This is a genomic window from Streptomyces sp. NPDC037271 (genome assembly GCF_055603605.1).
In genome coordinates this window covers 96635-117995 of record NZ_JBVJVN010000004.1, presented here as the reverse complement: position 1 = coordinate 117995, position 21361 = coordinate 96635, and the positions used below count along the sequence as shown (strand labels likewise).

Genomic DNA, 21361 nt, shown 5'->3' with positions numbered 1-21361 from the left:
GTTCAAAGGGTCACTCAGTGGGCATGAACGGTTGTACGAACAGTGTGTGACCGACGAGTAGCTGGGGAGGGAGTGAAGCGCCGTGACCGAGGGGGCCGGCCACCGTGACGGAGAGCTGCCGGACGACCTGACGGCCACCGAGGCCGGCATGTGGCAGGCCTTCCGCAACGGCAGCGTGTACGACCTGAGCAGCGGCGACGCGTTCGCCGACGACCCGCACGGCGGGCATCCGTGGGGGCCCGAGCGGACGGTGCGGGCCCGTATCGTGTGCTGGCTGCTTCTCGACGGTCCGCCCGCGCTCGCGGGCCGGGTGTCCTCGCTGCAGCTCGTGGGCGTGCGGATCAGCGACACGATGGACCTCGCGGGCGGCACGGTGGTGCCCTACGTCGAGCTGCGGCGCTGCCGGTTCGAGCGGGAGGTCCTGCTGCCGGAGACCCGTTTCACGACCGTACGGCTGGTGGACTGCGCGGTGCCGCGGCTGGAGGCGGCCCGGCTGCAGACCGAGGGCGACCTGCACCTGCCGCGCTGCCGGTTCCGGGCCGGCATCCGGCTCACCGACGCGCAGATAGGCACCGACCTGCTGCTCAACCAGGCGATCGTGCACCGGGACCGCAGTGGCCGCTCGATCGCCGCGGACGGCCTGAGCGTCGGGCAGGACCTCCAGGCCGAGATGCTGGAGTCGTACGGCGAGGTGAGTCTGCGCAGCGCCCAGGTCGGCGTCTCGCTGAGCCTGCGCGGCGCCCGGCTCCTCAACCCGTACACGCGGCACGCGCTGAACGCCCCGCAGCTGACGGTGGAGCGCACGCTGTACCTGACCCCGGCCGGGCTCGGCAGCCCGCTGCTGCGGGGCACGACTCCGGCGCAGGGGACGCGGATACAGCGGTTCGAGTGCGAGGGCGGGGTGCGGCTGGACGACGGGCGGTTCGGCGACGCCGTCGACTTCGAGCACGCCCGGTTCACCTTCACCGACGAGCAGGAGCTGTCGCTGCGCCGGGTGCAGACGCCCGAGCTGCGGTTCCTCGGCGAGCGGCCGGCGCGCGGCCGGGTGGTGCTGTCGGGGGCGCGGGTGGTCAACCTGATGGACCGGGCGGACAGCTGGCCGGGGCCGGGCCGGCTGCACATGGGCGGCTTCGCCTACGAGAACCTGGTGCCACGGGGGCCGTTCCCGCTGGCGAAGCGGCTGCGCTGGGTGGGCGCCGCGACCGCCGAGTACCACCCGGAGCCGTACGAGCGCCTCGCCGCGGTGCTGCGGGCCGGCGGCGAGGACGAGGACGCCCGCGAGGTGCTGCTCGCCAAGCACCGACGGCGCCGCGAGAGCCTGCCCATAGCCGCGAAGCTGGTGGGATACGCGCAGGACTGGACGGTCGCCTACGGCTACCGGCCGGGCCGGGCCGCGGTGTGGATGGCGGTGCTGTGGGCGACCGGCTCGTTCGCCTTCGCGCGCGCCGACCCGCCGCCGCTGAAGAGCGGCGAGCATCCGGACTGGAACCCCGCCCTCTTCGCTCTCGACCTGCTGCTGCCGGTCATCGACCTGGGCCAGGCCGGCTCCTGGCAACTGCGCGACGGCTGGCAGTGGCTGGCGACGGCCCTGATCCTGCTGGGCTGGATCCTGGCGACCACGGTCGCGGCGGGAGCGACGCGGCTGCTCCGCCGGAACTGATCGCGTACCCGGCCGGAAACTAGGACCTCGTGCCCGGCTCGGACCTGACCTCGTACCCGGCCGGAACTGGGACCTCGTTCCCCGCGCGGACCTGACCTCGTACCCGGCCGGAACTGGGACCTCGTTCCCCGCGCGGACCTGACCGCCTTCCCGGCGCGGAAGGCGCCGCCTCGCGCAGCGGAACGCGGCTCACCCGTCGTGGGGGGCGCGGCATCCGCCGCCGAGGCGGCCCCGCGTCCCGGAGCCCGACGCAGCACGCCCGCGCCCGGCGGACGTAGGGCTTCCGCCCCGGCCGACGACTCCGCGAACGCCCTCCGGGCCGCCCACGACCGACAGCCACCGATAGAGCCACCGACAGCACCAACAGCCGGAACGCCCCGCCGCGGCCGCCCGCCCCGACGGCGAGACCCGCACGGGTGGTGCGGGTGGGAACACGAACGGCCGAAGCCACAGCCGAACCGCACAACCATCGCGAACCGTCGGCCGTCGTACTGGCCATGCTGCGCGCGTTCCTCCGGACGGCGGCCCGGGCCCGCCCCCGGACGTCACGGCTCGTCCCAGACGACGACGTGCTCCTCGACGCCCCCGACGACCACCTCGCCCCCGTCCTCGTCGCGGCGGCCCGCGGCGAGTACACCCCCGCGGCCGGCCTCCTCGCCCGCACCCGCGAGAACGCCGAGTGGGAGCACCGCGACCGCTACGCGACCCGGCTGGCCGCCTTCGCCCGCTCACGCTCCGAGTGGCTCGACGACTGGCGCGCCACCGCCCCCGGTGACCCCGACGCCCTGCTGGTCGACGCCCGGCTGACGGTGGACCGCCACTGGGACTCGCCTGCCCGCACGGAACTCCTGCGCCAGGTCGCCCCCACCGTCACGGCCGCCGCCGAGGCCGCCGGAGGCGACCCGGTGCCGTGGCGGACCGCCCTGGACACCGCTCGGGGCGCACACGCCGGGCACGCCGAGTTCGAGCGGCTGTGGGCCGAGGCGGTCCGCCGCTCCCCGCACCACTACGGCTGCCATGTCGCCGCCCTGGAGTACCTGGCCGCCTTCTCGCCCGGCACGCATCACGAGTGCCTGGACTTCGCCGAGACGGCCGCGCAGGACGCGCCCGAGGACGCGCTCGTACGCGCGCTGCCGCTCAGGGCGGCCTTCGCCTGCCTGACCGCCGGCGGCGGGGGCAGCGACGCGGCCGGCGTACCCCGGGCCCGCCTGGACGCGGCGGCCGACCACGCGATCGCCCTCTCGGCCGCCCATCCGGCGGCCGACCCGTGGCCGGCGGAGCTGCGGAACCTCCTGACGTACGTCCTGCTGCGCCTGGAGCGCCACCAGGACGCGGCGGAGCAACTGCGTCTGACCGGCCCGTACGTCACGTCCTTCCCCTGGGACCGGGACGCGGACGACCCGCTCGGCCGCTTTCTCCAGGTGCGCGACGACGTCCGTGCGGCGGTGGCCCGCACACCCGGGACGACGGGGCCCGGTCGGCCGCGAAGTGGGCACGGCGGTCGCGTCCGCCCCGGCGACCATTAGGCTTCTGCGTCGTGACCACCGTCCGGCTCCCCCTCTTCCCCTTGAACTCGGTCCTGTTCCCGGGGCTGGTGCTCCCGCTCAACGTCTTCGAGGAGCGCTATCGCGCCATGATGCGCGAATTGCTGAAGACTCCCGAGGACGAACCGCGCCGGTTCGCCGTCGTGGCGATCCGCGACGGCCACGAGGTGGCCCGGAGCGCGCCCGGCCTGCCCGATCCGACGACGACGCTCGAGCGCGGACCGGAGGCCGGGTTCGGGCCCGACCCGGTCAAGGCGTTCCACAAGGTGGGCTGCGTCGCGGACGCGGCGACGATCCGCGAGCGCGCCGACGGCACCTTCGAGGTGCTGGCGACCGGTACGAACCGGGTGCGGCTGCTCTCGGTGGACGCCTCGGGCCCGTTCCTGACGGCCGAGCTGGAGCCGCTGGCCGAGGAGGCCGGTGACGAGGCGGGGGCGCTCGCCGAAGGGGTGCTGCGGTCCTTCCGGCAGTACCAGAAGCGGCTGGCGGGGGCCCGCGAACGGTCGCTGGCGACCGGCGCCGAACTGCCGGACGAACCGGGTGTGGTCTCCTACCTGGTCGCCGCCGCGATGGTGCTCGACACGCCGACCAAGCAGCGTCTGCTCCAGGCCCCGGACACCGCCTCCCGTCTGAGGGACGAGCTGAAACTCCTTCGCTCCGAGACGGCCGTCATCCGTACGCTGCCGTCGTTGCCGGCGTCGGACCTGACGCGCGGTCCCACGAGTCTCAACTGAGGTACTGGCCCGGATGGCGAAGAAGCCGAAGAAACAGCAGCAGTCAGGCGGCACCCCCGCGACGGTGGCGCTCGCGGCGGCCGGAGCGGCCTACACGGTCCACGCGTACGAGCACGATCCCGCCCACCCGTCCTACGGCGAGGAGGCGGCCGAGGCGATGGGCGTCTCGCCGGAGCGGGTCTTCAAGACGCTGGTGGCGGACGTCGACGGCGCGCTGACGGTCGCCGTGGTGCCGGTGGCCGGCCAGCTGGACCTGAAGGCGCTGGCGGCCGCGGTGGGCGGCAAGCGCGCGGCGATGGCCGACCCGGCCCTGGCCGAGCGCACCACGGGCTATGTGCGGGGCGGCATCTCCCCGCTGGGGCAGCGCAAGAGGCTCCCGACGGTCCTGGACGCGTCCGCCTCGGGCCACGCCACGATCTGCGTCTCGGCGGGCCGCCGCGGCCTGGAGGTCGAACTCGCCCCCGACGACCTGGCCAGGCTGACGGAAGCGGTCCTCGCCCCGATCGGACGCGCGTAGTCCCGCGCACCCGCTCGGCGGACGCCCGGTTCCCGGCTGATCAGGCAGGACATGTCGCAGAAGGACCCGCAAACGCAGGTGGCGCGTCGAAAAGCGCAGGGCGAACCACGGCCGCCACCGCCCCGCCCAGCGGGGGCCTACGCCGACTTCTCCCCCATCGGCCCCGGCGGATACCGCCGCGACTCCGGCCAGGGGTCCGGCTCCGGATCCCTGGGCCCGAACAGCCCCGTCAGTCCCAGATGCACCGCCAGCGCCGCCACCGACCACACCAGCAGCGCACCCTTCGCGCCCAGTTCCATCGGTGCGGAGAACGTCACCCCCTGGCCCACGTCCTTCGCGTGGGCGATCACGTCCTGGGTGGGCCCCAGCCACACCCCGACCCGCCACGCCAGCAGCGACCCGAGCAGCCCGCCGACGCCCAGCGCCACCACCAGCGGTACGCCCCCGCGCCGCCGCAGCAGGAAGACGACCACCGCGCTGAGCGCGCCGAACGCCAGCGCGAGCAGCGTGAACACGCCGTCCACGCCGACCACCCGCTCGCCCTCGGGGTTTTCGGGGACGACCGCCCAGCTGTCACCCAGCACGCCGCCGACCAGCGGCACGCTCGGTGCCAGCTGCCACCACAGCACCCCCAGCAGCGCGCCGGAGAGCGCCACCGCCGCCACGGTCACGGCCGCCTGACGCACTTCGGTCAACATCCCGGGGCCGTCCTGTTCGCCGTGGTGGTCGCGCGTGGCGCCGGACCCGGTGCCCAGCGCGTGCGCACCGACGGGCGGCGGCACCGGCCCGCCCTGATACGACGAGTGTTCGTTCGGTGGCGGTGGCGGAGTAAGAGGTGCGGTCACCCCGCCATCGTGCCAAACCCGCCTGTGCGGCGCGTCACCGGACGGCGGCCCGGCGGTACGCCCAGGTCGCGACGGCCAGCGAGATCACGCCGACCACGGCGCACACCGCGAGGTCCCCGAGGACGAAGGCCCAGTCGGGCCGTTCCCCGAAGGTGCGCGCGAAGGCCTCCACGCCGTACGTGGAGGGCAGCAGGTCCCGGGCCAGGCGGACCACCTCGGGCATCCGCTCGGCCGGCAGCACGCCCAGCAGCAGCGCCGCGGACATGCCCAGCTGGCCGAGGAGGGTGGCGAGCTCCGGCCGGGGCGCGAGCAGTCCCAGGGCCGCGCCCAGCCCGGCCAGCGCGGCGCCCGCCAGCGGGATCACCGCCACCAGCACCCACAGGTGCGTCATCGGCAGCCCGAACAGCAGGCATCCGAACACCGCCGTCACCACGGTCCCCGGCACGGTGAAGGACGCGTACGCGCCCGCCGCGCCCAGCACGACGGCGGCCGGGGGCACGGGCAGCGTCGCGTAGTGGTCGAGGCCGCCGCTGGCGCGCAGCTGGCCGAAGTACTGGGCGAGGAGGTTCAGCGCGACGAAGGCCACGACCAGCACCGCCGACCCGGCGACCACGGCCTGTGCCTCGCCACCGCCGTCCACGACCCCGCGCATCAGGATCATGATGCCGATCGACTGGAAGGTGGCCACGAACAGCAGCGGGATGCGCGCGACCCGCGCCCGGGACAGCTGCGCCCGGTAGACGGCCACCAGGGAGGGCCACAGCCGTGCCTTGGGGCCGAGCTCGGCCGCGCCGGCGGCGCCCTGCTCGTCGGCGGCCAGGGCACCGCCCGGCAGGACATCGGCGGGTACGACACTCACGTCGCGCTGCTCCCCTTCGTTGGGTCGTTCGAGGCTTCGGTCGCTGTCCTTCGAAGCGGTCGCCCTGACGGGTACGGACGCGGCGGCCGGTGTGCTCACCGTTCGGGTGCTCAAGCCCTCACCAGCCCCTGCCGCGCGGCGCCGCCCAGCGCCAGGTACACGTCCTCCAGGCTGGGCGTGGCGAGTGTGAAGTCGTCCAGGGCGGCGAAGGCGGCGCCGCCGGTGACGGTGGCGACGACCGCGCGGGCCTCCTCGGGGGCGAGCCGCAGCGTCCAGCGGCGTCCCGACTCGGCGGCGCGGTCGCGCAGGGCGGCGACCTCCGGCACGTGCAGCGGTGCGCTCTCGCGCCACACCAGGTCGACGCGGACCTCGCCGGCGACCTTCTCCTTGAGTCCGGAGGGCGTGTCGCAGGCGATGACGCGTCCCCGGTCGAGGACGGCGACCCGGTCGAGGACGGTCTCGGCCTCGATGACGTTGTGGGTGACGAGCAGCACGGTGGTGCCGCGCTCGGCGCGCCGCCGGTCGACGGCCCCCCACACCGCGCGCCGGGCCACCGGGTCCATGCCGGTGGTCGGCTCGTCCAGGACGAGCAGCGTGCGCTCCCCCACCAGAGCGGCGGCGAAGCAGGCCAGGCGGCGCTGCCCGCCGGAGAGCTTCTTGATCGGGCGGGCGGCGAGCGGCGTCAGGCCCAGCTCGTCGAGGACGGCGTCCCGCTCGGCGCGCGCCTGCCGCACCTCCAGGCCGCGCAGCCGTCCGGTGGTCTCGGCGGCGAGCGACACGGTCAGCTCGTCCAGGGCGCTGGACTCCTGCCCGAGGTAGGCGAGGATCCGCGCGGCCCGCTCCGGGTGGCGGACGATGTCGTGCCCGAGGATCTCCACGCTGCCCGCGTCGGGCCGCATCAGCCCGGTGAGCTGGCGTACGAGGGTGGACTTGCCGGCGCCGTTCGGCCCGAGCAGTCCGAAGATCTCACCGCGGCGGATCTCCAGGGTCACGTCGTCGGTGGCCCGCACCTCGTCGGTCGCGGGAACGCCGCGCCGGCCGCGTACCGGCGGATAGGTCTTGGTCAGCCCGCGCACCACGCACACGGCATCGCCGCCGGGTCGAAGTGCCTGTGCCGCGCGCGTACTCACAAGGGACGAGACTACGGGGTCCGTCCCTCAGCCCCGCCCTCGGGTCCGCCCATAAGTGTCGTTTCGGCCGGGGGAACCCGGGAGGAGCCGGCGGGAGGAACCCGGAAGAGGGCCGGAGTGCCTCACTCCGCCGCGGGGGTGCGCTCGGTCGCCGTCCGGACGTCGACCTCCCGCCAGAACCCGGCCCGGATCGCGTACCGGTCGTGCTCGTCGATCTGGTCGTCCTTGTGGGCCAGCAGCCCGAAGCGGGCCGCGTAGCGCAGCAGTTCCCCGTCGACGCGGTGCGGGATGCGGGGGTACATACCGGAGAGCTTCTGCAGGTGTCCGTGGTCGCCGAGGCGCTCCAGCCAGCGGCGGGCGAAGACCTGCCCGACCTCGTACGGGTCGCCGCCGACCGTGGTGATGTCCTCCTCGCGGTCGGCCCAGCGCTGCTCGGCCGTGGTGAGCTGGGCCAGCGTCGGCATCGAGACGGCCTCGGACGGATCGGCGGCGGACCGGTCGACCCATCCCTTGTCCGAGGACCAGCGCAGGGTGGCGGTCGGGGGGTGCGGGGCGGGGTGGGGGCCGGGGGCACGCAGCGCGGCGAGGTCCTTGGGGGTGGGGACGCCTTTGGCGGGTGCCACGCGCTCCGCGGTGCCGTTGCGGGCGGCGGCGCCGGTCGCGGTGGGGTGCTCCGGTTCCTCGGCGGGCCGTTCGGCGGCCGCGGAGAGGGCGGACTCGGGCAGCGGTGCGGAGAGGATCGCGGCGATCTCGGGGCGGGGCACGGGCGGCGGCGCGCAGATCCCGCCCAGTTCCTTGGCGCGTACGGCCTTGGTGATCCACGTACGGTCCAGCACGCGTCGCTCGTCGGCCTCGGCGACCAGGTCCTCGGACTGGTTGTAGTCGCCGTCGGCGGCCTGCACGGCCCACAGGTGGACGGCGACGCCGTGCTCCTTGGCGGCCATCATGCCGGGCAGCAGGTCGCCGTCGCCGGTCACCAGGACGACGTCGGAGCAGGCGCGGTTGCGGGCCAGCTCGGTCAGCTCGGCGTGCATGGCGGCGTCCACGCCCTTCTGCGCCCAGCGGCCGTCGCTGCGGGTGAGGGCGCCGAGCCGGACGGTGACCCGGGGCATCACGCGAAGCCGGCGGTGTTCGGGCTGGGGGACGCGGTCGGGGGCGCCGTCGAACCAGTAGATGCGCAGCAGGGGCTGCTGCGTGTCGGACTCGGCGCGATCGCGGAGCCCCTGGATGAGGGCGGCGTGATCGACGGTGATGCGCGAGCGCGAGGGCTCACCGGCGAGGAGACTGGCGGCGGCCCCCAGCAGATACCCGGCGTCCACCAGGACGATGCAGCGGTCCACGCGATCCACCCTCTTTCCGGGAGGTTTGCTTCGGGCTTCCTTCGAGTCTGCCCGACCACGCGGAGGTTAACGGCCCGAACTCGATCTTCGGCGTGGCGTTTCCGCGCGAGCCGTTCGACCTCGCGCCTCGGCGGTCCACATCACGGATGGTAATTGCCCGATATGCGTTCTTCGTTGGCCTATGTGAATCTGATCCCGGACCTGGCCCCCAGATCCCCCTCAGGAGGTAGATCACCATGGCCAAGAACAAGAACACCCGTGAGCGTAAGCAGCCTCAGTCACAGCACACCCAGAAGGCGGCCGAGACGCCCGTGATGGACCGCGAGGAGCAGCACGGCCCGCAGCTGACGCCCGGCGACGTCGCCTCCCGCAAGCGGCAGAAGCGCTTCGGCCACAACTGACACCCGTACGACGGGCCGTTGCGCCCCGCACGTCCGAGGGGCGCACCCGGCAACGGGTGCGCCCCTCGGGCACGTCGGGCGCTTCGGACGCCCTGGACACTTCGGAGGCTCGGCCCCTTCGGCCCCTTCAGCCCCTTCGGCCGCTCAGCCCTTTCGGCCGCCTCGGCCGCTCAGCCTTTTCGCCCGCCTCGGCCGCTCAGCCCGCCAGGCAGGACGGCCCGAGCAGCACCTTCAGGTCGCCGAACAGGGCCGGATCGGGCTTCACCCGGTGCCGGTCCAGACGCAGCACCGTCGTCTTCGTCGGCCCCTGGAGCTTGATCCGGACCTCGCTGTCGCCCCGGTGGTGGGTCAGGATCTCGCCGAGCCGGCTGACCATAGGCGGGGTGACCCGGGTCGCCGGGATCGTGAGGACCACGGGCGCGTTGGTGCCCGCGTTGGACAGGTCGGGGACCATCAGCTCCATGGCGACCAGCCGGGGCACGTCCTCCCGCTTGTCCAGCCGCCCCTTGACGAACACCACCGCGTCCTCGACGAGTTGGGTGGACACCAGCTGGTACGTCGCCGGGAAGAACATGCACTCGATGGAGCCGGCCAGGTCCTCGACGGTGGCGATCGCCCAGGCGTTGCCCTGCTTGGTCATCTTGCGCTGGAGACCGGAGATGATGCCGCCGATGGTGACGACCGCGCCGTCGCCGAAGTCACCGCCGGTGAGCTGGGAGATACCCGCGTCGGCCTTGTCGGACAGCACGTGCTCCAGGCCGAAGAGCGGGTGGTCGGAGACGTAGAGACCGAGCATCTCCCGCTCCTGGGCGAGGAGATAGGTCTTGTCCCACTCGTCCTCGCCGAAGACGACGTCGAGTCCGAAGCCGGGCTCGTCGTGCGCCTCCTCGCCCATGCCGCCGAAGAGGTCGAACTGGCCCTCGGCCTCCTTGCGCTTGACCGCGACCACGTTGTCGATCATCGGCTCGTACTGCGCGGTGAGGCCCTTGCGGGTGTGCCCCATCTCGTCGAAGGCGCCGGCCTTGATCAGCGACTCCGTCGTCCGCTTGTTGCAGACGACCGCCTCCACCTTGTCCAGGTAGTCGGGGAAGGAGGCGTACTTCCCCTTGGCCTTGCGGCACCTGATGATCGACTCGACGACGTTGGTGCCGACGTTGCGGACGGCGGAGAGGCCGAAGAGGATCACGTCGTCGCCCTGCGCGGCGAAGTTCGACATGGACTCGTTGACGTTGGGCGGCAGGACCTTGATGCCCATGCGCCGGCACTCGTTCAGGTAGACGGCCGACTTGTCCTTGTCGTCCTTGACCGAGGTGAGCAGACCGGCCATGTACTCGGCGGGGTGGTTCGCCTTCAGGTACGCGGTCCAGTACGAGACCAGTCCGTACGCGGCCGAGTGCGCCTTGTTGAAGGCGTAGCCGGCGAAGGGGACCAGCACGTCCCACAGGGCCTGGATGGCCTCGTCGCTGTAACCCTTCTTGCGGGCGCCCTCCTGGAAGAGGACGAAGTTCTTCGCCAGTTCGTCGGGCTTCTTCTTGCCCATCACGCGGCGGAGGATGTCGGCCTCACCGAGCGAGTAGCCCGCGATGATCTGGGCGGCCTTCTGCACCTGCTCCTGGTAGACGATCAGGCCGTAGGTGACGGACAGCACCTCCTGGAGGGGTTCCTCCAGCTCCTTGTGGATCGGCGTGATCTCCTGCAGGCCGTTCTTGCGCAGCGCGTAGTTGGTGTGCGAGTCCATGCCCATCGGGCCGGGACGGTAGAGCGCGGAGACGGCGGAGATGTCCTCGAAGTTGTCGGGCTTCATCAGCCGCAGCAGCGAACGCATCGGCCCGCCGTCGAACTGGAAGACGCCGAGCGTGTCGCCCCGCTGGAGCAGCTCGAAGGTCTTGGGGTCGTCCAGCGGCAGCGACAGCAGGTCGAGGTCGATGCCCTTGTTGGACTTCACCATCTTGACGGCGTCATCCATGATCGTGAGGTTGCGCAGGCCGAGGAAGTCCATCTTCAGCAGGCCGAGCGACTCGCACTGCGGGTAGTCCCACTGCGTGATGGTCACGCCGTCGGTGTGCCGCACCCAGATCGGGGCGTGGTCGACGATGGGCTCGCTGGACATGATCACGCCGGCCGCGTGCACGCCCATCTGCCGCACCAGGCCCTCGACGCCCTTGGCGGTGTCGATGACCTTCTTCACGTCCGGCTCGTTCTCGTACATCGAGCGGATCTCGCCGGCCTCGCTGTAGCGCGGGTGCGTGGGGTCCGTGATGCCGTTGAGGTCGATGCCCTTGCCGAGGACGTCGGCGGGCATCGCCTTGGTGAGCCGGTCGCCCATCGCGTACGGGTAGCCCAGCACGCGCGCGGAGTCCTTGATGGCGTTCTTCGCCTTGATCTTGCCGTACGTGCCGATCATGGCGACCTTGTCGGCGCCGTACTTCTCCGTCACGTACCTGATCACCTCGACGCGCCGGCGCTCGTCGAAGTCGATGTCGACGTCGGGCATGGAGACGCGCTCGGGGTTGAGGAACCGCTCGAAGATCAGACCGTGCGGGATCGGGTCGAGGTCGGTGATGCCCATGGCGTACGCCACGATCGAACCGGCCGCGGAGCCTCGGCCGGGGCCCACCGCGATGCCCTGGTTCTTCGCCCACATGATGAAGTCGGCGACCACGAGGAAGTAGCCCGGGAACCCCATCTGGATGATGACGTCCATCTCGTACTCGGCCTGCTTCTGGCGGTCCTCCGGGACGCCGCCGGGGAAGCGGCGCGCCATGCCCCGGCGGACCTCCTCCTGGAACCAGGTGACCTCGGTGAAGCCCTCGGGGATGTCGAACTTCGGCATGAGGTCGCGCTTCTCGAACATGCCGGTGGTGTCGATCATCTCGGCGATCAGGCGCGTGTTGGCGCAGCCCTCCTGCCAGGCGTCGGAGGAGTCGATGGCGTACATCTCGTCCGTCGACTTCAGGTAGTAGCCGGTGCCGTCGAACCGGAAGCGGTCCGGGTCGGAGAGGTTCTTGCCGGTCTGGATGCACAGCAGGGCGTCGTGGGCGGTCGCCTCGTGCGCGTAGGTGTAGTGCGAGTCGTTCGTCACCAGCGGCGGGATGCCGAGCTTCTTGCCGATCTCCAGCAGGCCGTCGCGGACCCGGTGCTCGATCTCGATGCCGTGGTCCATCAGCTCCAGGAAGTACCGGTCCTTGCCGAAGATGTCCTGGTAGTCGGCGGCCGCCTTCAGGGCCTCGTCGAAGTGGCCGAGGCGCAGGCGGGTCTGCACCTCGCCGGAGGGGCAGCCGGTGGAGGCCACGATCCCCTCGGACCACTGGGAGATGGTCTCCTTGTCCATCCGGGGCCACTTCTGCAGCCAGCCCTCGGCGTACGCGTCGGAGGAGAGGCGGAAGAGGTTGTGCAGGCCGGTGCTGTTGGTCGCCCACATGGTCTTGTGGGTGTAACCGCCCGAACCGGAGACGTCGTCCCGCTTCTGGTGCGGCTGGCCCCACTGGATCTTGCGCTTGTTGCGGCGCGACTCGGGGGCGACATACGCCTCGATCCCGATGATCGGGGTGACTCCGGCCTTCTTCGCGGAATGGAAGAAGTCGTACGCCCCGTGCAGGTTGCCGTGGTCGGACATGGCGATGTGCGTCATGCCCATCTCATTGCAGGCGTCGAACATGTCCTTCAGCCGCGCGGCACCGTCCAGCAGCGAGTACTGGGTGTGGACGTGCAGGTGCGTGAACGGCGGCTTGGACACGTTCGGCCTCCAAATCAGGGCTGTGGCGCGAAGCGCCTCGTCGAGGGGCGGTGGTCGGGCGACGGGCGGGTGACGGGCCGGCGGCGGGCGGCGGTCGGTCCGGGGGGTCAGCGTCGAAGTCTATGCCTCGGCACTGACACTCCGGGGGCATCCCCGCGTACCTTCGGGGGCGGGCCCGCGTGTCGGGGCGGACCCCCGGCGCGGGCACTCCCGCACCTCTTCGAACGTTGGTCCGAGTGGAGATCCGCTCCACTCGTCGCGCACCACCCGCACCAGGAGGCACCAGGCATGTCGGTCCCGCAGCTCAACGAGGAGCACCGCGGCGAGGAGATCCTCGCCGTCTTCGACACCGCCTTCGGCCAGCTGCTGGCCGCGGATCCGGCGGCGTTCCGCGTGAAGTTCCGGAAGATGGCGGCCTCGGCCTTCGCTTTCTACCGCGGCACGGCATGCCTCTTTTACCATGATTTGACCGTCGACCAGGAGTTCGGTCCGAAGAGCGGCGGGCCGTACCTGGACGAGCGCACCTCGCGGGTGTGGATCCACGGCGACCTGCACGCGGAGAACTTCGGCACGTACATGGACTCCACCGGCCGGCTGATCTTCAACGTCAACGACTTCGACGAGGCCTACGTCGGCCCCTTCACCTGGGACCTCAAGCGCTTCGCCGCCTCCGTCGCGCTCATCGGGTACGCGAAGGCGTTCAGCGACGAGCAGATCACCGAGCTGGTGCGGGTGTACGCGGGCGCGTACCGCGAGCGCATCCACGCCCTCGCCACCGGCGCCAAGAGCGACGAGGTGCCGCCGTTCACCCTGGACACCGCGGAAGGGCCGCTGCTGGGCGCGCTGCGCGTCGCCCGCTCCCTGACCCGCTTCGGGCTGCTGGAGTCGATGACCGAGATCCGCGACTTCGAGCGCCGCTTCGCCCCGGGCGGCGGCTCCATCGAGCTGGACGCCGCCACGCGCTACAAGGTGCTCGCGGCCTTCGACGGCTACCTGGAGACGCTCCCGGAGTCCTCCCTGGCCCGCCCGGACTCCTACCGCGTGAAGGACGTCGTCGGCCGCCGCGGCATCGGCATCGGCTCGGCCGGCCTGCCCTCGTACAACATCCTCCTGGAGGGCAACAGCGACGCCCTGGAGAACGACGTCGTGATCTACGTCAAGCAGGCCCAGACCCCGGCGGTCTCCCGGCACATCACCGACCAGGCCATCCGGGACTACTTCCAGCACGAGGGCCACCGCACGGTGATCTCCCAGCGCGCCCTCCAGGCACACGCCGACCCGTGGCTGGGCTGGACCGAGCTGGACGGTTCGGGCCAGCTGGTCGCCGAGGTCTCGCCGTACGCCGTCGACCTGGACTGGGGCGACATCGACGACCCGGAGGAGATCGCCGAGGTCGTCGCCGACCTGGGCCGGGCCACGGCCACGATGCACGCGGCGGCGGACGACCAGTCCGGTGAGTCCCTGGTGCCCTTCTCGACCGAGCGGGCCATCGACGCGGCGATCGCCGCCGACGAGGAGGGTTTCGCGCCCCTGCTGGTCGACTTCGCGCACCGCTACGGCGCACGCGCGCGTGCCGACCACCAGACCTTCGTCGACCTGTTCCGCAACGGCCGGATTCCGGGTCTGTAACCGTCGGCTCTCTCACAGGAACCCTTTAGGGGTCCCTTACCGGGCCCCATGACACACTCTGCTATCGCTATGGACATATCCGGAACCCCGCTCAGAGCCGTACGCGCGGCGCTGTTCACGGCACTCGTCGTGACCCTCAGCACCGCGTCGCACGTGCTGCTGTCCGGGGTCCCGCTGCCGCTGCCCACCGTGGCCGCGGTCGCCGCCGCCGTGTTCCTGATCGCGTACGCCCTGGCCGGGCGGCGCGAGCGCGGCTTCGGGCGGATCGCCGCCCTGCTGATCCCGCTGGAGCTGGCCGCCGACACGGTCTTCACCACCGGCCAGCACGTCTGCTACGGACGGACGGGCGGCCCGGTCACCGGCCCGCTGCGCTCCGTGGGCTTCGACGTGCTGTGCGGCGACGGGACCGGCGTCCACGCCGGTGTCGCCGCCCCGCTGACCCGGGTGACCGGCGCGGAGACCGACCGGCTGGCGACCGTGCTCACCGGCGCCGGCCCGGCGACCGCCTGGCTGCTGCTCGGCGCGCACGTCGGCGTCGGCCTGCTGGCGGCGGCCTGGCTGCGGCGCGGCGAGCGGGCACTGGCCCAGCTGCTGAGCGCGGTGGCCGCGACCACCTTCCGGCCGCTGCTGCTCGCCGTCGCGGCCGTGAGCGTACGCCGGGCCCCGACGGCGGTGCGCCGCCCGGCGGCCCCGGCCCGCCGCACCACCGGCGCCCGCGAGCGGATCCTCACGCACTCCCTGGGACGGCGCGGACCACCGCGCTCGGTCGTCCTCGTGTGACCCGTCACCGAGTACCGGCAGTCCCCCCATACGTATTCCGCACACCCCTGTGTGCGCGTCCCCGGAGAGATCACCACCATGAGCAAGCGGAACAGCCAGGCGGCCAAGACGGCGGCCCGTGAGCGCCTGCGCCAGGAGCGCGAGCGTCAGGCCAAGCGCGACAAGGCCAAGCGGCAGGTCGTCGTGGCCTGCTCCATCGTCGGCGTGCTGGCGATAGCCGGCGGCATCGGCTACGCCGTCATGCAGATGAACGAGCCCTCGGGCTGGGAGAAGGCCGCCGACGCCAAGGTGACGGCCCCGGCCAACACCTCCGGCAAGAACGGCACCACGGTCACCCTCGGCGACTCCAAGAGCGACCACGTCGTCCACCTCTACGAGGACCCGCGCTGCCCCGGCTGCGCCTCCTTCGAGCAGGGCGTCGGCGAGGCCGTCAACAAGGGCATGGAGGACGGCACGTACAAGCTCTCCTTCACGATCGGCACCTTCCTCGACGGGAACCTCGGCGGCGAGGGCTCGAAGAACGCGCTGAGCGCGCTCGGCGCCGCGCTGAACGTCAGCCCCGAGGCGTTCATCGACTACAAGACCGCGCTGTACTCCGCCGAGCACCACCCGTCGGAGTCGACCGACGAGTTCGCCGAGGACGACTACCTGATCAAGGTGGCGGACACGGTCGACGCCCTGAAGAACAACAAGAAGTTCCAGGACGCCGTGGAGAAGGGCACCTACGACGCCTGGGCGATGAAGATGAGCGATTCCTTCCAGAACGCCGAGGGCGTCGACTCGACCCCCACCGTCAAGATCAACGACAAGGTGATCGAGACCCCTGGCACCGACGCCGAGTGGCAGAAGGCGCTCAAGGACGCGGGCGTCACCAAGTGATCCCCGCGTGACCCCCGCGTGACCCCTGCCGGGGGTCACCGCCGGGGGTCGCCGCCGGGGGTGACCCCCGGCAGGGGTGACACCGCATCGAAGCACGGCCGACGGGCGGGCGAACTTTTGCGAGTTCGCCCGCCCGCGCGCATACCGATCAGTAACCTGATCGGTCGTGACCAGTCGACACAGATCATCCGAGAACACCGTCGCGCCGTCCGCCGACAGCGCGAACACCCGTACCCCGAGCCGCCGTACGGTCGTCAAGGCCGCGGCGGCCGGCGCCGTCCTGGCCGCCCCGCTCGTCACGGCGCCGCCCGCCGGCGCCGCAGGCGTCGCCCCCGCCTTCCTGCACGGCGTCGCCTCCGGCGACCCACTGCCCGACGGCGTCCTGCTGTGGACCCGGGTGACCCCGACGCCCGAGTCCATACCGGGCTCCGGTGCCGGGCCGGACACCGAGGTGAGCTGGGTCGTCGCCAGAGACAAGGCGTTCACGGACATCGTCGCCAAGGGGGCCACCACCGCGACGGCGGCCTCCGACCACACCGTCAAGGCCGACATCCGGGGCCTGGCGCCCGCCACGGACTACTGGTTCCGCTTCTCCGCCGGCCCCACCGACTCCCCCGCCGCCCGCACCCGCACCGCCCCCGCCCCCGACGCGGCCGTCACGGGCCTGCGCTTCGGCGTGGTCTCCTGCGCCAACTGGGAGGCCGGCCACTTCTCGTCGTACCGGCACCTCGCGGCCCGCGGCGACCTGGACGCCTGGCTGCACCTGGGCGACTACATCTACGAGTACGGCACCGGCGAGTACGGCGCCCGCGACACCGTCGTACGGCCGCACGCGCCCGCCCACGAGATCCTCACGCTCGCCGACTACCGCGTCCGGCACGGCCGTTACAAGACCGACCCCGACCTCCAGGCGCTGCACGCCGCCGCACCGGTCGTGGCGATCTGGGACGACCACGAGATCGCCAACGACGCCTGGTCGGGCGGCGCCGAGAACCACACCGAGGGCGCCGAGGGCACCTGGGCGGCGCGTCAGGCCGCCGCCAAGCAGGCCTACTTCGAGTGGATGCCGGTGCGCCCCGCGATCGCCGGCACCACCTACCGCCGCCTGCGCTTCGGCAGGCTGGCCGACCTGTCGCTGCTGGACCTGCGCACCTTCCGCTCGCAGCAGGTGGCGCTCGGCGACGGCGAGGTCGACGACCCGGACCGCACCCTCACCGGCCGCGCCCAGATGGACTGGCTGAAGTCCGGGCTCGCCTCCTCCGACACCACGTGGCGGCTGGTCGGCAACTCGGTGATGATCTCGCCGTTCGCCGTCGGGTCGATCCCCGCCGAACTGCTGAAGCCGCTCGCCGAACTGCTCGGCCTGCCCAAGGAGGGCCTCGCCCTCAACACCGACCAGTGGGACGGGTACACCGACGACCGCCGCGAACTCCTGGCCCACCTGCGCGCGCACGCCATCCGCAACACGGTGTTCCTGACCGGTGACATCCACATGGCGTGGGCCAACGACGTGCCGCACAACGCCGCCACGTACCCGCTGTCCGCCTCGGCCGCCACGGAGTTCGTCGTCACCTCGGTGACCTCCGACAACCTCGACGACATCGTGAAGGTCCCCGAGGGCACGGTCTCGGCGATCGCCGCACCGGTCATCCGGGCCGCGAACCGGCACGTCCGCTGGGTCGACACCGACCGGCACGGTTACGGCGTGCTGGACATCACCGCGGACCGGACGCAGATGGACTACTACGTCGTCTCCGACCGCACCGACCCGGACGCCACCTCGAAGTGGGCCCGTTCGTACCGCACCCGCAGTGGCACGCAGCGGGTCGAGCGCGTCTACGCCCCGGTCTGAGACGCGTCCGCGTCCAGCGTCTCCAGGAAGCCGAGCGCCACCCGCCAGGTGGCCTCGGCGGCCTCCTCGTCGTAGTCGGGCAGGTCGGGGTCGGTGTAGAGGTGGCCGGCCCCGGCGTATCTGTACACCTCGACGTCGGCGCCGATCCGGCCCATCTGGAGATACCAGGCGCTGAGCCAGTCGTCCGTCTCGAAGGCGTCCGGCTCGGCGACGTGCAGCTGGACCGGCAGGTCGTCGACGGAGGCGGTGGCCGCGATGTCCGAGGTGCCGTGCAGGAGCAGCAGTCCGCGGGAGCGGTGGTCGCCGAGGGCGAGGGTCTGGGCGATGGAGGCGCCGAGCGAGAACCCGGCGTACACCAGTCCCCGTTCGGAATAGGGGGCGGCGGCCAGCACGGCCCGCTTCAGCAGCTCCTCCTTGCCGATCTCCTCCTGGTGGGCCATGCCCTCCTCGACCGTGTCGAACGTCCGGCCCTCGAAGAGGTCCGGGGTCCACACCCGGTGCCCGGCGTCGCGCAGCCGGTCGGCGGCCTGCCGCACCGCGGGCCTGGGGCCAAGGGTCGAGTGAAAGAGCACGATGTTCATGGGGCCATGGTGCCAGCCGGGTGTGACAACGCGGTCGCGGCGATACCCGGGACGGGACGGAAGTCACAGGTTCACTGCGCGGCGCGGGCGGTTACGTTCGAGGGATGGAGACCATACTCCGCCCGCTGACCGTGGTCGGCGGCTCCGTCCTGCTGACCCTGGTCATCGGCTGGGCCACCGACCTCTTGCTGCGCAAGGCCGACGGACGGCACCCCGAGACGCCTCTGTGGGGCCTGCTGCGCCGTGCCCGCATCCCCTACCAGCTCTTCCTCTGCGCGGCGCTGCTGAGAGGGTCGTACGTCGAGGCACAGGTGTTCCCCGACCACCGGGAGGGGGTCGGCCGGGCGCTGACGCTGGTGCTGATCGGCTCGGCGGCCTGGCTGGTGATCCGGATCGCCGCGGCGGTCGTCGAGACGTCGTACTCCCGCTACGCCCACGCCCACGCCCAGCGGAACCCGGCCCGGGTCCGGCGCGTCCGGACCCAGGTGTCGCTGATCATGCGGGTGGTCTCGGCGGTCGTCGGCGTGGTCGCCGTGTCGTCGATGCTGCTGACGTTCCCGGCGATGCGCGCGGCGGGCGCGTCGCTGCTGGCCTCGGCCGGTCTGCTCGGCATCGTGGCCGGCATCGCCGCGCAGTCCACGCTCAGCAACATGTTCGCCGGGTTCCAGATCGCCTTCGGCGACATGGTGCGCATGGGTGACACGGTCGTGGTGGACGGGGAGTGGGGCACCGTCGAGGAGATCACCCTCACGTTCCTGACCGTACGCACCTGGGACGAGCGCCGGATCACCATGCCCGTGTCGTACTTCACGTCCAAGCCGTTCGAGAACTGGTCGCGCGGCACACCTCAGATGACCGGGACGGTCTTCTGGCACCTCGACCACTCGGCGCCGCTGGAGCCGATGCGCGAACGGCTGCGCGACATCCTGCGCCAGTGCCCTGCCTGGGACGGCCGCGACTACAACCTGACCGTCACGGACACCACCCCGAACACCATGCAGGTGCGGGCCCTGGTGACGGCCAAGGACGCGGACGACATCTGGACGGTGCGGGTCACGGTCCGCGAGGGGATGATCCGCTGGCTCGCCGACGAGCACCCGTACGCCCTGCCGCGGGTCAGCACGGCGGACGCGCCCCCGCGCCCGTCCCACGACGGTGCCCCGCGCCCCCGCCGCTCCCCCGACGGCGCCCCCCGCCGCTTCCCGGAGCAGCCGGCGAAGAGCTTGTGACCTGCGCCGAAGAGTGTGACCTGCGCTGAGGCGGGCTCGCCTCAGCGCAGGCTGCGCACGTCGAGGTGGCGCAGTACCCGGTCCACGATCTCCGGGTCGGCTCCGGGTTCGCTGCGGGCGGCCAGCACCTCGTGGCGCGCGGCGCTCATCATCTCGCCCTGGATGCGGCGGATCCGCTTCAGCCGGCGGGCCCGCTGTTCCTGCGCCTCGCGCCGCTCCTCGTCCGCGACGTCGGGGCTGATCCGCATCCCGATGTCGAAGGCCCGCCGCAGCATCTGCTCGGACAGCTCCTCCGGCAGCTCCTCGACCGACTCGATCTCCCTGAGCCGCTGCTTCGCCGCCCTGGCCGCCCGTACGGCCAGCTCCTTCTCGTACTCCTTCTCCCGCTCGGTGTCCGCCCGCACCCCGAGCCGGCCCACCAGCCACGGCAGGGTCAGCCCCTGCAGCAGCAGCGTGACCATGATCACGCCGAACGCGATGAAGACGATCTCCTCGCGGTGGGGGAAGGCTGCCCCGTCGTCCGTCTCCAGCGGGATCGCGAGCGCCAGCGCGACCGAGGCGACGCCCCGCATCCCCGACCACCACATGACGACGGTCTCCCGCCAGGACGTGGGAATGTCCTCCTCGTGGTCGCGTCCGGCGTGCAGCCGCTGGGTCAGCCAGGTGGCCGGCAGCAGCCACACCAGCCGCACCAGGATCACCACGCCGGCGGTCGCCGCGGCCCAGCCGAGCAGTTCGGTCCAGCGTCCGGAGGCCGTGCGGATCGCGTTGTTCAGCTCCAGGCCGACCAGCCCGAACGCGACGCCGGTGACGAGCGTGTCGACGACGTCCCACACGGTGTGCCCGGCGAGCCGGGTCATCACGTCGTCGGCGTCGAAGGCGTACTCGGCGAGGAACATCGCGGTGGTGAGCACCGCGAGCACCCCGGAGCCGTGCAGTTCCTCGGCCAGGACGTAGGACCCGTAAGGCACCAGCAGCGTCAGGCCGATCTGCAGGGTGGCGTCCCCCAGCACGCTCAGCAGCCTGTTGGTGGCCCAGCCCAGCGCGAGGCCGACCGCGACGGCGACGACGGCGGACAGCACCAGGTCGAGTCCGGCCCGCCACGGCGAGAAGGTGCCGCCGACGGCCGCGGCGATGGCCACGTGGTACAGGACGATGGCCGTGACGTCGTTGAACAGTCCCTCGCCCTCCAGGATGGAGACCAGGCGGCGCGGCAGTCCCAGCTGCCCGGCGACGGCGGTCGCCGCGACCGGGTCGGGCGGCGCCACCAGGGCGCCCAGCGCGAAGGCGGCGGCGATCGGCAGCCCCGGCACGATCGCGCTCGCCACGGCGGCCACGCAGGTCATGGTGACGAAGACCAGCGCGACCGCCAGCAGGAAGATCGGGCGTTTGTTGGCCGCGAACTGTCTCCATGACGTGCGCCGCACGGCCGCGTACAGCAGCGGCGGCAGCAGCGCGGGCAGGATCAGCTCGGGCGGGATGTCGACGTCGGGCACGAAGTCGAGCAGCGCGAGGACGATCCCGAGGACCGTCATCAGCACCGGCGCCGGCAGCCCGAGCCGGGCACCGACGGGGACGCTCAGCAGGGCCCCGAGCAGCAGCATGAACAACAGGGCCAGCTGATCCACGGTCACCGCTCCGGCGG

Annotated in this window: 16 protein-coding genes and 1 pseudogene; 10 read left to right on the top strand and 7 right to left on the bottom strand. The window is 72.2% G+C overall.

The window, feature by feature from the left end:
* Window positions 1-82: 82 nt before the first annotated feature.
* The 4 genes from ACZ7G3_RS10350 to ybaK all read left to right on the top strand — a co-directional run bounded on the left by ACZ7G3_RS10350 (window position 83) and on the right by ybaK (window position 4455).
* Window positions 83-1660, top strand: coding sequence for an oxidoreductase (locus ACZ7G3_RS10350; protein WP_426598357.1), 1578 nt, complete (start codon window positions 83-85; stop codon window positions 1658-1660).
* A 497-nt stretch (window positions 1661-2157) separates the two neighbouring features.
* Complete coding sequence (locus ACZ7G3_RS10345; RefSeq protein WP_470924948.1) at window positions 2158-3186, top strand: hypothetical protein; 1029 nt, start codon at window positions 2158-2160, stop codon at window positions 3184-3186.
* 11 nt (window positions 3187-3197) lie between these two features.
* Window positions 3198-3938 (top strand): LON peptidase substrate-binding domain-containing protein, encoded by a 741-nt coding sequence (locus ACZ7G3_RS10340; protein WP_426598358.1) that lies wholly within the window; start codon window positions 3198-3200, stop codon window positions 3936-3938.
* Window positions 3939-3951: 13 nt separating this feature from the next.
* Window positions 3952-4455: a Cys-tRNA(Pro) deacylase gene (gene ybaK, locus ACZ7G3_RS10335; protein ID WP_426598359.1), complete on the top strand. Its 504-nt coding sequence runs from the start codon at window positions 3952-3954 to the stop codon at window positions 4453-4455.
* Window positions 4456-4592: 137 nt separating this feature from the next.
* Here ybaK and ACZ7G3_RS10330 read toward each other — a convergent pair whose 3' ends face one another.
* The 4 genes from ACZ7G3_RS10330 to ACZ7G3_RS10315 form a co-directional block, all read right to left on the bottom strand.
* Window positions 4593-5300 (bottom strand): AAA family ATPase, encoded by a 708-nt coding sequence (locus ACZ7G3_RS10330; protein WP_470924648.1) that lies wholly within the window; start codon window positions 5298-5300, stop codon window positions 4593-4595.
* Window positions 5301-5334: 34 nt separating this feature from the next.
* Window positions 5335-6159, bottom strand: coding sequence for an ABC transporter permease (locus ACZ7G3_RS10325; protein WP_426598361.1), 825 nt, complete (start codon window positions 6157-6159; stop codon window positions 5335-5337).
* Between the two features lie 110 nt (window positions 6160-6269).
* Complete coding sequence (locus tag ACZ7G3_RS10320) at window positions 6270-7244, bottom strand: ABC transporter ATP-binding protein (RefSeq protein WP_470924947.1); 975 nt, start codon at window positions 7242-7244, stop codon at window positions 6270-6272.
* Between the two features lie 167 nt (window positions 7245-7411).
* Window positions 7412-8629: an NYN domain-containing protein gene (locus ACZ7G3_RS10315; RefSeq protein ID WP_426598362.1), complete on the bottom strand. Its 1218-nt coding sequence runs from the start codon at window positions 8627-8629 to the stop codon at window positions 7412-7414.
* Between the two features lie 236 nt (window positions 8630-8865).
* Between ACZ7G3_RS10315 and ACZ7G3_RS10310 the strand changes: the two genes are divergently transcribed.
* Complete coding sequence (locus ACZ7G3_RS10310; RefSeq protein WP_426598363.1) at window positions 8866-9030, top strand: hypothetical protein; 165 nt, start codon at window positions 8866-8868, stop codon at window positions 9028-9030.
* A gap of 196 nt (window positions 9031-9226) precedes the next feature.
* Here ACZ7G3_RS10310 and dnaE read toward each other — a convergent pair whose 3' ends face one another.
* Entirely contained in the window at window positions 9227-12766 is a 3540-nt protein-coding gene (gene dnaE, locus ACZ7G3_RS10305) for a DNA polymerase III subunit alpha (RefSeq protein ID WP_426598364.1), read from the bottom strand.
* A gap of 288 nt (window positions 12767-13054) precedes the next feature.
* On the opposite strand from dnaE, the gene ACZ7G3_RS10300 reads away from it, so the two are divergent.
* The 4 genes from ACZ7G3_RS10300 (at window position 13055) to ACZ7G3_RS10285 (ending at window position 17906) form a co-directional block, all read left to right on the top strand.
* Window positions 13055-14395: a DUF2252 domain-containing protein gene (locus tag ACZ7G3_RS10300; RefSeq protein ID WP_426598365.1), complete on the top strand. Its 1341-nt coding sequence runs from the start codon at window positions 13055-13057 to the stop codon at window positions 14393-14395.
* Between the two features lie 69 nt (window positions 14396-14464).
* Window positions 14465-15175, top strand: coding sequence for a hypothetical protein (locus ACZ7G3_RS10295; RefSeq protein WP_426598366.1), 711 nt, complete (start codon window positions 14465-14467; stop codon window positions 15173-15175).
* A gap of 78 nt (window positions 15176-15253) precedes the next feature.
* Window positions 15254-16054: a DsbA family protein gene (locus ACZ7G3_RS10290; RefSeq protein ID WP_470924644.1), complete on the top strand. Its 801-nt coding sequence runs from the start codon at window positions 15254-15256 to the stop codon at window positions 16052-16054.
* A 166-nt stretch (window positions 16055-16220) separates the two neighbouring features.
* Window positions 16221-17906 carry an alkaline phosphatase D family protein gene (locus tag ACZ7G3_RS10285; protein WP_470924642.1) on the top strand — a complete coding sequence of 562 codons (1686 nt, stop codon included), beginning with the start codon at window positions 16221-16223 and terminating at the stop codon, window positions 17904-17906.
* Here ACZ7G3_RS10285 and ACZ7G3_RS10280 read toward each other — a convergent pair.
* A pseudogene (locus ACZ7G3_RS10280) lies at window positions 17891-18502 on the bottom strand (dienelactone hydrolase family protein); the annotation flags it as partial. The gene ACZ7G3_RS10285 and the pseudogene ACZ7G3_RS10280 overlap by 16 nt on opposite strands.
* An 89-nt stretch (window positions 18503-18591) precedes the next feature.
* Between ACZ7G3_RS10280 and ACZ7G3_RS10275 the strand changes: the two are divergent.
* The gene (locus ACZ7G3_RS10275; RefSeq protein WP_426598369.1) at window positions 18592-19716 is read left to right on the top strand and encodes a mechanosensitive ion channel family protein; all 1125 of its coding nucleotides are present in this window, start codon (window positions 18592-18594) and stop codon (window positions 19714-19716) included.
* Between the two features lie 41 nt (window positions 19717-19757).
* On the opposite strand, the gene ACZ7G3_RS10270 is transcribed toward ACZ7G3_RS10275, so the two are convergent.
* Window positions 19758-21344 carry a Na+/H+ antiporter gene (locus tag ACZ7G3_RS10270; RefSeq protein WP_426598370.1) on the bottom strand — a complete coding sequence of 529 codons (1587 nt, stop codon included), beginning with the start codon at window positions 21342-21344 and terminating at the stop codon, window positions 19758-19760.
* Window positions 21345-21361 lie beyond the last annotated feature (17 nt).